The organism is Prevotella sp. LCP21S3_D2 (assembly GCF_052118345.1).
Classification (GTDB): domain Bacteria; phylum Bacteroidota; class Bacteroidia; order Bacteroidales; family Bacteroidaceae; genus Prevotella.
The window spans coordinates 74,150-83,195 of the sequence record NZ_JBQKHJ010000016.1; the positions used below are offsets into that span (position 1 = coordinate 74,150).

General features: G+C 44.5%; 12 protein-coding genes and 1 pseudogene. 6 read left to right on the forward strand and 7 right to left on the reverse strand.

All coding sequences use genetic code 11. The features are described from left to right. Positions 1-3: 3 nt before the first annotated feature. The 7 genes from ACTQ16_RS11000 to ACTQ16_RS11030 all read right to left on the reverse strand — a co-directional run bounded on the left by ACTQ16_RS11000 (position 4) and on the right by ACTQ16_RS11030 (position 3,874). A complete protein-coding gene (locus ACTQ16_RS11000) occupies positions 4-639 on the reverse strand; it encodes an HAD-IA family hydrolase (RefSeq protein WP_441937417.1) in 636 nt (211 codons plus the stop codon). A gap of 16 nt (positions 640-655) precedes the next feature. Then, the gene (locus tag ACTQ16_RS11005; RefSeq protein ID WP_118086277.1) at positions 656-952 is read right to left on the reverse strand and encodes a nitrous oxide-stimulated promoter family protein; all 297 of its coding nucleotides are present in this window, start codon (positions 950-952) and stop codon (positions 656-658) included. A gap of 4 nt (positions 953-956) precedes the next feature. Next, complete coding sequence (gene trxA, locus ACTQ16_RS11010; protein WP_117588276.1) at positions 957-1,256, reverse strand: thioredoxin; 300 nt, start codon at positions 1,254-1,256, stop codon at positions 957-959. 2 nt (positions 1,257-1,258) lie between these two features. Continuing rightward, positions 1,259-2,059, reverse strand: a complete 801-nt coding sequence (locus ACTQ16_RS11015; RefSeq protein ID WP_441937419.1) for a YqiA/YcfP family alpha/beta fold hydrolase — start codon at positions 2,057-2,059, stop codon at positions 1,259-1,261. Positions 2,060-2,170: 111 nt separating this feature from the next. Further along, the gene (locus ACTQ16_RS11020) at positions 2,171-2,596 is read right to left on the reverse strand and encodes a DUF1016 N-terminal domain-containing protein (RefSeq protein ID WP_441937421.1); all 426 of its coding nucleotides are present in this window, start codon (positions 2,594-2,596) and stop codon (positions 2,171-2,173) included. A 247-nt stretch (positions 2,597-2,843) separates the two neighbouring features. Next, on the reverse strand, positions 2,844-2,939 hold the full coding sequence (locus ACTQ16_RS11025; protein WP_153126028.1) for a smalltalk protein: 96 nt from the start codon (positions 2,937-2,939) through the stop codon (positions 2,844-2,846). 242 nt (positions 2,940-3,181) lie between these two features. Further along, a complete protein-coding gene (locus ACTQ16_RS11030) occupies positions 3,182-3,874 on the reverse strand; it encodes an HU family DNA-binding protein (protein ID WP_441937423.1) in 693 nt (230 codons plus the stop codon). A 1,074-nt stretch (positions 3,875-4,948) separates the two neighbouring features. Between ACTQ16_RS11030 and ACTQ16_RS11035 the strand changes: the two genes are divergently transcribed. From ACTQ16_RS11035 to ACTQ16_RS11060, 6 genes and pseudogenes are all read left to right on the forward strand, one after another. Then, positions 4,949-5,875, forward strand: a complete 927-nt coding sequence (locus ACTQ16_RS11035) for a hypothetical protein (RefSeq protein ID WP_441937425.1) — start codon at positions 4,949-4,951, stop codon at positions 5,873-5,875. A 12-nt stretch (positions 5,876-5,887) separates the two neighbouring features. After that, positions 5,888-6,802 carry a hypothetical protein gene (locus tag ACTQ16_RS11040; protein WP_441937426.1) on the forward strand — a complete coding sequence of 305 codons (915 nt, stop codon included), beginning with the start codon at positions 5,888-5,890 and terminating at the stop codon, positions 6,800-6,802. A gap of 303 nt (positions 6,803-7,105) precedes the next feature. Next, a complete protein-coding gene (locus ACTQ16_RS11045) occupies positions 7,106-7,396 on the forward strand; it encodes a hypothetical protein (RefSeq protein WP_441937427.1) in 291 nt (96 codons plus the stop codon). Positions 7,397-7,541: 145 nt separating this feature from the next. Next, a complete protein-coding gene (locus ACTQ16_RS11050) occupies positions 7,542-7,823 on the forward strand; it encodes a DUF3127 domain-containing protein (protein ID WP_297158509.1) in 282 nt (93 codons plus the stop codon). Between the two features lie 208 nt (positions 7,824-8,031). Next, positions 8,032-8,433 carry a hypothetical protein gene (locus ACTQ16_RS11055; protein WP_441937429.1) on the forward strand — a complete coding sequence of 134 codons (402 nt, stop codon included), beginning with the start codon at positions 8,032-8,034 and terminating at the stop codon, positions 8,431-8,433. A 43-nt stretch (positions 8,434-8,476) separates the two neighbouring features. Next, positions 8,477-9,046 (forward strand): annotated as a pseudogene (locus ACTQ16_RS11060) (DUF3987 domain-containing protein); the annotation flags it as partial.

Sequence of the window (9,046 nt, forward strand, 5' to 3'; positions counted from 1 at the left end):
AGATTATTCTTTTATATTCTTGTTAATTTCTTGCCATTCCAGATGCTCTTCCAGATAATTGGTCTTTACCAGTACACTCTGGAAACCAAAACGCTTGCCTGCCTCGGCATTCTCTGTGCGGTCATCGAAATAAAGGGTGGTGGCAGGATTCAATCCAGTCTTCTGCGTCATCTCTTCATAGATTTCGACGGATGGCTTCTCTTTCCGCATGGCGTATGAGAGGAACACTTCATCAAACAGCTCGTCTGTGGAATATCCCAGCTGCTTCATCTGACTAACTGATTTCTGCCAAAGCGTATCGTTGATGTTGCTGAGCAGATAGACCTTATATTGCTTCCGAAGCTTGACCAATGCCTCCAGTCTTTCCACGGGCAGATTGCCACACAGCTCTTCCAGGACTTTCTCAATATCCCCGGTTGTGGTTCCTTTACGGCAAAGGCTCAGCATCTCTTTCAAAGTCTCAGCTTCCGCCACCATACCATTGATATATTGGTGCATCAGTCTCTTGATCTTTCGGACATGGATAAGTCGCTTGAACGCCGTAACGCCCAGGCTCTCCATGGCTTTCACAACAGAGGCATCATCAATGTTCACGATGACACCTCCATAATCAAAGACGAGAGTTTCTATCTGTTTCATGCTCATTTTTCTATTGTTACAATTCTCTCATGACATGCTTGATGGCGGCAACCGGGTGATATAAAATCATTCTCGGCCCAGCCCAGCGCATCACTTTGCACATTCGTTCTTTCATCTGAGGGCGATAGCAGTGGATGGGACACTTCTTGCAAGTAGGCTTGTTTTCGCCAAACTTACAGCGTTCCAGTCTTGCAGTAGCGTACTGTAGCAACTCTTGGCACCCAGGACATAATTCCTTGTTGCCCTCCTTCTTTCTGCAGTACAAACGTATCATCTGCTCCACAACTCGCTGTTCTTCCTTTATTCTTTTCATCTTTTTATGTCAAGAATGGATCTAGCGTAGCCAGCAGTTCGGCTTTATCTACCACACCGCTTGTGCGCCACAATACTTCTCCGTTCCGGAAGAGCATGAGTGTAGGCACGGATTGGATGCGGTATTGGCTTGCTGTTACGCCGTACTTGTCCACATCCACCTTGATGATTCGGATGCGGTCGCCCAATACACTCTTCACCTGCTCCAGAATGGGGTGCATCGCCTTGCAAGGTTGGCACCATGTAGCAAAGAAATCTACCAGAACAAGCTGGCCACTGTTTATTACGTTATTAAATGTCTCCATAATTATTTATCTATTTCTGTGAAACGATTAAAAGTTCTGCCATCCCTCGTAACTTTCCCGAAGAACATATCTTCCGGTCTTACCCAATAGGCTTGGTCTCCATAGAGAGCCTGATAAACCACCATGCGCTCCTGGGTCTCGGAATCGAAGGCAGAATGGATGAACTTGTATTTACCGCCTTTAAAGTGCTGGAAATATCTTTCTTCCTTTGCCGAAAACTCCATCATCATTTTCTGGGCAAGGGGAGCGTACCATGTCTTCACCTCCTGCTCAGTAGGCGTATGACCGCCTGGGAAATGGAAGGCTTGGTTGTAATGCTGCAGGAAGAGAGGGGATAAGTGAGCCAGGGTGTCCTGCTCACCAAAAAGTCCCCACACACGATTCTTATAATAGGGGTTGCAATGGTCAAACTGCACAGCTTCCAGCTCCGCAAACTCCTCTATCAGCGCCTCGTCAATCACTAATCGCTGATTTCCGTCCCTTCTCGGCGCCTTGTATTCATGCTCGCCGATTCGCTCCTTCAGAAACTCCGTCATCATGAAATACGGATTGCCGAGCAGGGCAGGAATGCCCACCACCGGAGCCAGCATCTGGGCGAGGAAAGAGCCGCAGCTGTTGCCCAGAAGCAAGTCGGGCTGCTCCCGGTCGATGATGGAGCGAATCTCCTTCAGTGCCTCCTTTGGGTGCAAAGGCAGGTCGGGAGCCAGCACCACCGCCGTCCCCTCAAATGCCTCTTTCAAGGCTCTCGCCATCGGACAGCTGCCCGTGGCAAAGAATCCGTGTAGGAATAATATCTTCTTCATGCTCAAATCTTCAATGTCTTGTTTACTTTGTGTCTATTATCTTGTAGCAGAGATATTTGGGGGTACTAGCTTATCTTATATGTTGTAATCTAAATATTTCTTTCTGCTTTTCTATTTCTTCCTTAAGTTGCTGTTCTGTAGGAAGGATTCCTTTAAATACCATAGACGAGCTTCTGCATCTGTAACTCTTAGAATACTCTTTAGATGAGTCCAAGTAAGATTTTGCACGCGCGCGTGCAAAATCTCCCAATCAGGGAAATATTGGTATAATTGCTTGAAATAGGCAAGGTTACGAACACCATAGCCGGAGCCGAACTCAGTCGTCAACTGCTGAGATATGGACTTGATGAGCTGTATTCCATAATCTGCACGCTGCTTGCCAAGCTGCTCTTCTTCAACAATACGTTTGCCAATTTCCCAGTTTGAGCATATCAGGGTTTCGTTGATAGATTGATACGCCCTGTTTCTTGCCCTTGTGATGATGGTTCTGATATCATCTATGACATGTGCATCTATATTTATAATATTCTTTTCCATCTATATATTTTTTCATTTTTTTGATTTCTCCTGTAATCATATTATTATATATTTATATGTAAAGGCAAAGGTAATAAAAAAAAGGAAAACGAGCAAAAAAAAGATGATTTTTTTGCAGTCTTCCCTCTACTTTCCTTTTATAATTTCTTAATGACCTTAATGACCGTGACCGTTAATGACCGGAATACGAAAAAATGACCGCCTCCTCATGGGGTAGAGGAGAACGGCCATTCTTCATTTTCAACTTCTAGCCTACACAGCTAGTCACTCCGAGCGTGGTTGCGATTGCCGTCAAGATGCTGATGGCTATCTGCAACACCATCTTCCATGTGTCTCTTTTCATAGTCTTTCTAATTTAAAGGTTAAACAAATCAGTTTTTGCAAGTGGGGGAGTTAATGAAGTTAAAGAAGTTAATGAAGTTAAAGAAGTTAATGAAGTTAATGAAGTTAATGAAGTTAAAGAAGTTATCACTCCCTACGGTCGTTATGGAAGTTAAGAGACAATAGTCTTTTTGTAAGATGCAGGACATTTGTCCCTCTAACTTCCCTTAACTTCCCTCTAACTTCCCTTAACTCCCCCTCTGTCTAGAAACCTACGTCTCCGCCCTGGTCGGTGCCTGAGCCTTCGCTACCCGTTCCGCCGGAACTCTCGCTGCCCTGACCTCCGGTATTCTCGCCACCTCCGGTGGTAGTAGAACCGCCGCCGCTGGTTCCGTCATCGCCTCCCTCCGGAGTGGTTGGAGCATTGAGGTCTACGCTGGTCTTGCCTTCCTTGATTGCCTTGAGCACGGCAGCCTGAGCACTACGGCTTGCCACGAGGTTGAACTCGGCTTCGTCACGCAGGGTCTTGAACTGCTGGCCAGGCTCCCACTGCACCTTCACGTCGGTGATGTTCTGCGCGGTGAACTTGTCGGCATCCTCGGCACCCTTCGAGGTGAGCAGGACGGAGAAGTCACCCAGGTCGCCCAGACGGACCTTCTTGCCCTCGAGCAGCATCTCTCTCATGCAGTCCACTGCCATGTAGAGGATGGCGCTGATGTCGGCTCTGGAGTACACGCTGCCATGAGAGGTGATGTGCTTGGCAAACTTCTCGATGGTCATGATGTCGGTGTACTGCGACACGGCAAAGGCGTTCTGCTTCTCGGTCTTCACGAGGTCGAGGTCAGCCTTCTCAGGCTCCTTGCCCTCCTTCTTCGCCTGGTTGATGCGTGACTTTGCCTGGTTGATTGCCAGAAGATTTGCGTTCACGCTACGCATTACGATGCTGTAATTAATCATAGTCGTTTGTGTTAAAAGGTTCATTTTTGCAACTCCCCGGAAGCCCTGTTTCTTGTCCTTTTCGGGGTCGTCATTGATGACCGGCGCCTGTCATCATTTATCCCCCGCCTCGGTCGTAAGAGATGCCCGTTTTCAGGCACCTAAGGCGTTTCCTTCGATTGCTGGTGCAAAGGTACGAAAAAGCACTGTAGGAAGCAATACTTTTCCGGCAACTTGAATTCAGTTTTCCGGAATCTTGTGAAATAGAGCCTTTCGAGAGTAGGTGAGGGGAGTCATGGCAACGGGCTGCATCCGGTCATTAGTGACCGGTTATTATCGGTCATTAAGAAAAATCACTTCCGGTCATTTAGCCCCTATAATATATATTAAAATATTTTAATATATATTATAGCTATTTTTCGCCCCCGAAAACCTTAATGACCGAAAATGACCGGGCATTAATGACCGGATTCCGAGGCTTTAATTAATACACTTTTATGCTAGTATTGTTCTTGTAATTTGTTCTGCTTTAATGATTTATAATAAGACATTTAAGTTTTTGTCTGTATATAAATGTATGGGAATAAACTACATACGTCAGCGTCCTTTCCTACAATGTTGTTGCTTCTTTGCCCCACTTTTCGCCTTCCCTGCGCTCTCATTTCCGCCATAAATGCCCTTTCTTTGGAGCATGAATTGATGTGAGGAAGAGGATTTTTGCGTTTTCCCTTTGGAATTCTATAAAACCACTTTGATATCAGTTCTTTTGCTTCTTTATATAGAAGAGTAAAAATATCGAACATAGCTATCATAAGTATGTTTTATATCATTAGCCTTTGCATAGTTTCTTCCTTCAATATTGCTCTGTTTGGGGCAGTAAGCATTATTTACATAATCAGTTTTTATACTCATTTTCTTGTATAAAAGGTAAAATCCCTTGGTAAGTCTTTTTCTGGATTTTTGTGTTAATATTTATAATAAAACGTAGATGTTTCGAAATTTTTTTTGTACCTTTGAAGGCAATTCTGCTATAAAAAGCAGGCTATAAATATAAAATTCAAACTTGAATAAACTTATAAACAAACGTTTAAGAATATGTCTAAATTTGCAATTTATAACTATAATTTCTTACGCATTATAGAACCTAACGAAGAACATCAACTTGAGTTCCCCGACTGGGAAAATGTAAATGTGAAAGAATCATTTGAAAATCGCCAGCAATTGCTTGAAGAGCTTTTGCTGGCTGATTTCGAGAAACCATTCCCGTTTGAGAATGCCAGAAAGAAACCATACTGGCACAAACAAATAGTGAAACCACAAGATAATGTCTATGTGATGCGTGTGGCAAATGTTACAAACGTGACTATTACCGATGAACATTTGTTGTCTCAAAAATATGCTGATTATAGAAATTGTCTGGTCATTATAGACAATCGCCCAGGAATCCAGCGTATCGCCATTGAGCAAAAAACTATGGCTTTCAGCCATACGAAGACTGTGGCTAATATCCTAGAAGCATCCTTCTGCAAACTGCTAAAGTGTAAACTTCTGAAAGTTAAGCTGTCTGCGGTTTATGGAACAAATGTCTTTTGGGAAACCCTGAGTAAATATCCTAAGGGGTTCAGTAAAGTAACCTTTCATTTTCCTCATCTCAATTTAGACCGTCTCACCAAGGTGATGGACAAATACCTAACTACAGCCCGTGAGGATTGGGATAGTGACCTTGATTTTACATTTGGAGCCAATGAGGGTGGTGCTGTGAAAATCGACCGCAACAATCAGCGTCAGACGGCACTTATTGCAGGAGCATCTAGCGCAGGTGCGTGGATAAAAATGCTTCCTAAGGGAGAAAAGGGGAAAGCTATTTTGTGTGGCAAAGATCAATACGTGGTGCGCGAACTTGATTCAGAGGTGTTCAATGATCTGGCAATAGGAGCGCAGCCGCTTCCTGGCATGGGACAATCTGCAATGGATAAGGTTAAGGTATTTATGAAGGACATGCCTGATGTTTTCACTCATTAAACTGGTTGAAAGATGGAAAAGTTTGAACGTTTTTCGGAGGAGAAACTGACCTCTTTGCGTGCCCTTTATAGGGGCGATGATTTGTTTAGAACCTGGACATGGCTCCTCTGTTTGCTTGAACAACAACTGAACGGACTGAATGCTGTAGAAGTATGGAGTGAAACAGAAATGATTCGCCAGAAACTGTCTGAAATCAAAGAACATCGTGATAATGAAGTAGAATTTCTCTATGGAGATCTCGTGAAACGGCACCAGTCTGAGTCCACCGCCATAATCATTCTTACGGTTCTATTCACCCAGATGTGTGATGCAGCACCAGATGAAGAGGATGATGCTGCCGAGCGTAATCCTAACCGGGCTGTCTGTACGGTCTTGGCTCGTCTTTTGAAGAATTCTCCCAACAAGCCTTTTTTTAAGAAATTAATCGCGGCATATAAAAGCAGACGCTACGATAACGAGGGAAATAAGATTATTTTACCCGTAACAGACTATTTGAATGTGAAATCTCCTTTGGAATTGATGGATGAAGAAGCTAAGGCTAATGTGGAGAAATGGGTAGAAAAGATAGAGAAGCTCACACGGGGAATCAGAGGCATTCTGAATATAGACTGGGATGTTTACAAATATATTTGGAGAAATATTTGTGCAGAGCAAGAAATACCTCTCTTGTTAAAAGAGAAACAACCACGAGGAAATAAATGGGGCTACAATCTGAAACTTGTAGCAAATGTGCTGGGCATACTTCATACTATACCTTACGGTGAGAATGTTGTTTTGGAGGGCAGTATCCAAACAATCAGTGATGCAGTAGGAGTGAACGTGAGAGCCTATATTGGAAACCATGCCGATTTCGGATCCAGTAATACTACTTTAACCAAAGAAATGCATGCTAAAATAAAGCAATTCATATTATCTGCAGTCGGATAAAAAGCAGCTATTACAGATAAAGATAATGAGGGCGTTGATGGAATAATTCTGTCAGCGCCCTCTTTCTGTCTGATTATCAGCAGATAAATTGCTGATAAGAAATAGCCTCCTTATTTTTTTATGCGTATTTTTATCTACAGACTAATATTCTTATCTTTGCGCTCGGATTTGGGAATCAGTTTCTCATTTCCGAGTGTTTTCGTATTTAATAGTTATAACCTGAGCGGAGGCGGGGAACCTCACAATGTGATTGAAGATGGCCATCGGTAATCCACGGCTTCTCTCGCAAACCGATCAGGAATCATGGCAGAAAAAAAACATCAGCTTACGGCTCTGGGCATTGCCTATGAAGCCGTCATCAAGCTGGGCTATACGCACAGCAAACTGGCAAGGCTCGACAGCAGCATCAACTATCCTACGCTGAGGAACATCAGAGATGGGAAGGAGATGAAGAATGCTACGGAACGGTTCTATCTGAAACTGTTCTTCAACCTTATTAATAAGGAATATGAAAGGCGAATGGTCAATGGGGGCGTTGGAGCCGGCAGCCTGCTTATCGTGATGAAAAACATTCTTGAAGCAGAGCTGAAATAAAAAGTGGTGAAAAGATGAGGGGGCATTCTTTCACCAACTGTTCCAGCGCATTCAAAGACTTCTTATCTTTGCACCAGCTTTCAGCAAGATCGGAGTTGGAACTAATCAGCCTTGAAAGGAAGGCTAGGTCTTGCAGTTATAGATTATGAACGGAATGTTTATGAGAGTAGTGCAGCAGGGCGAGGCTTTCGCTGTACAGAGTCAGAAGAGTGAGAACGGCCAGATGATGAAATGCAACATCATCCTCCAGGAGATGGGCGGCAAGTACGAGAACCAGTATGCTGCGGCAATGCTCGGCAACATTGCCCAGTGTAAGTTCGCTCCGGGAACATTGGTGGCGGTTACGCTCCGATTCACGACTCGTGAGTACAATGGGCAGGTTTATCAGGACATCCTGGTTACGGACATTGAAAAAGTAAAAGGGTAAAAAGGCTTTTTTAAAGGTAAAAAGGTAAAAAGGTAAAAGAACCTTAACCCCTTTCCGCCCCCGTTCCCAGCGATGGAATCGCTGGTCCCCCGTTAAAGGCTAAAAGGAGGCAAAAAAGGTAAAAAACTGAGTTGAAACAGAGGAGGATTTTCCATGGTAAAGCGCGCAACAATCCGGATGTTTCTTCTCCTAAAATTCAATTCAGATTATGAAAAAAGTAAATAAACAGCAGGTGAATAACCAGCAGGTAAATAATAACGGCTGCCAGCACGTGCAGCTGGGTGGTGTGGCTTTCTATGACGAAGGCAAGTGTTTCATGTTTTCACCTGAAAACGAAGGGGTGAGAAACAAGGTGGAGGGGTTCCGCTCGCCGGGCATTGCCCAGCAGTTGACGGACGGTACTTTCGACTTCATGGCGAAACCAAGAATCCGCTCGCAGGCGGAACTGATCAGAAAGCTGGCTCACGGACGTGTGAGTAAGACCAAGGACGGAGCTATCCAGCTCACCCTGAAGGTGTTTTGCGACGAGGGAATCAATATCGCCAATACTCTCGTGAAGGAGGCAGAAGAGGCTGCTGATGCGGTTGTGGATTATCAATTGAAACGATAGAGGATATAGATGTTCAACTTAAATTGAAAGTAGAAACACATAGATGAGTTGTTATTTAATTAAGGTGGAGAACGGGCACAAGGTTGCCCGCTCCATCACCTCGGAAGAGGAGTATAAGCAGCTGCGTGGAAGCAACGAGCAGAAGGCGAATCTTCGTCTGGCTCGTGCCGGAAACGATGCTGCGAAACGGAGACTGGTACAGTTTAATTATTCCGGCCATTATCCGCAAGGCGTGGTGAAGGGAATGAAACTGCCAAGCGGTGCTTTCGGATTTGATATGGATGAGCCGGAGGCTTTTGCCAAGGCTGCCAAGCTGCTGCTGAAAGAACCGGACAAGTACAGATTGCTGATGCTGGAGCGTAGTGCAAGACAGGGCGGACATGCGGTGTTTGAGCGTGAAAAGGGCAAGACGGTTCTGGAGAATCAGGTGAGGATTGCTACGATGCTCAAGTGCGAAATGGATACTTCGGCTCACGACATCAATCGTGTTTATTTCACGACCACATCGGATGACGAAGATTTGCTCTTCCTTTCGCCACGACTCTTCAAGGATGAATATGATGAGGCTGCTGTGGCTGCTGAAGGGAAGGTTCTAGAAGAAAGAGAACGATAT

Bases quoted from the DNA above. Each gene is read 5' to 3' on its own strand.
- ACTQ16_RS11040 (WP_441937426.1), top strand. From the start codon at position 5,888: ATGGAAAAGTTTGAACGTTTTTCGGAGGAGAAACTGACCTCTTTGCGT.
- ACTQ16_RS11005 (WP_118086277.1), bottom strand. From the start codon at position 952: ATGAAAAGAATAAAGGAAGAACAGCGAGTTGTGGAGCAGATGATACGT.
- ACTQ16_RS11050 (WP_297158509.1), top strand. From the start codon at position 7,542: ATGAACGGAATGTTTATGAGAGTAGTGCAGCAGGGCGAGGCTTTCGCT.
- ACTQ16_RS11035 (WP_441937425.1), top strand. From the start codon at position 4,949: ATGTCTAAATTTGCAATTTATAACTATAATTTCTTACGCATTATAGAA.
- ACTQ16_RS11020 (WP_441937421.1), bottom strand. From the start codon at position 2,596: ATGGAAAAGAATATTATAAATATAGATGCACATGTCATAGATGATATC.
- ACTQ16_RS11055 (WP_441937429.1), top strand. From the start codon at position 8,032: ATGAAAAAAGTAAATAAACAGCAGGTGAATAACCAGCAGGTAAATAAT.
- ACTQ16_RS11000 (WP_441937417.1), bottom strand. From the start codon at position 639: ATGAAACAGATAGAAACTCTCGTCTTTGATTATGGAGGTGTCATCGTG.
- trxA (WP_117588276.1), bottom strand. From the start codon at position 1,256: ATGGAGACATTTAATAACGTAATAAACAGTGGCCAGCTTGTTCTGGTA.
- ACTQ16_RS11015 (WP_441937419.1), bottom strand. From the start codon at position 2,059: ATGAAGAAGATATTATTCCTACACGGATTCTTTGCCACGGGCAGCTGT.
- ACTQ16_RS11030 (WP_441937423.1), bottom strand. From the start codon at position 3,874: ATGATTAATTACAGCATCGTAATGCGTAGCGTGAACGCAAATCTTCTG.
- ACTQ16_RS11045 (WP_441937427.1), top strand. From the start codon at position 7,106: ATGGCAGAAAAAAAACATCAGCTTACGGCTCTGGGCATTGCCTATGAA.
- ACTQ16_RS11025 (WP_153126028.1), bottom strand. From the start codon at position 2,939: ATGAAAAGAGACACATGGAAGATGGTGTTGCAGATAGCCATCAGCATC.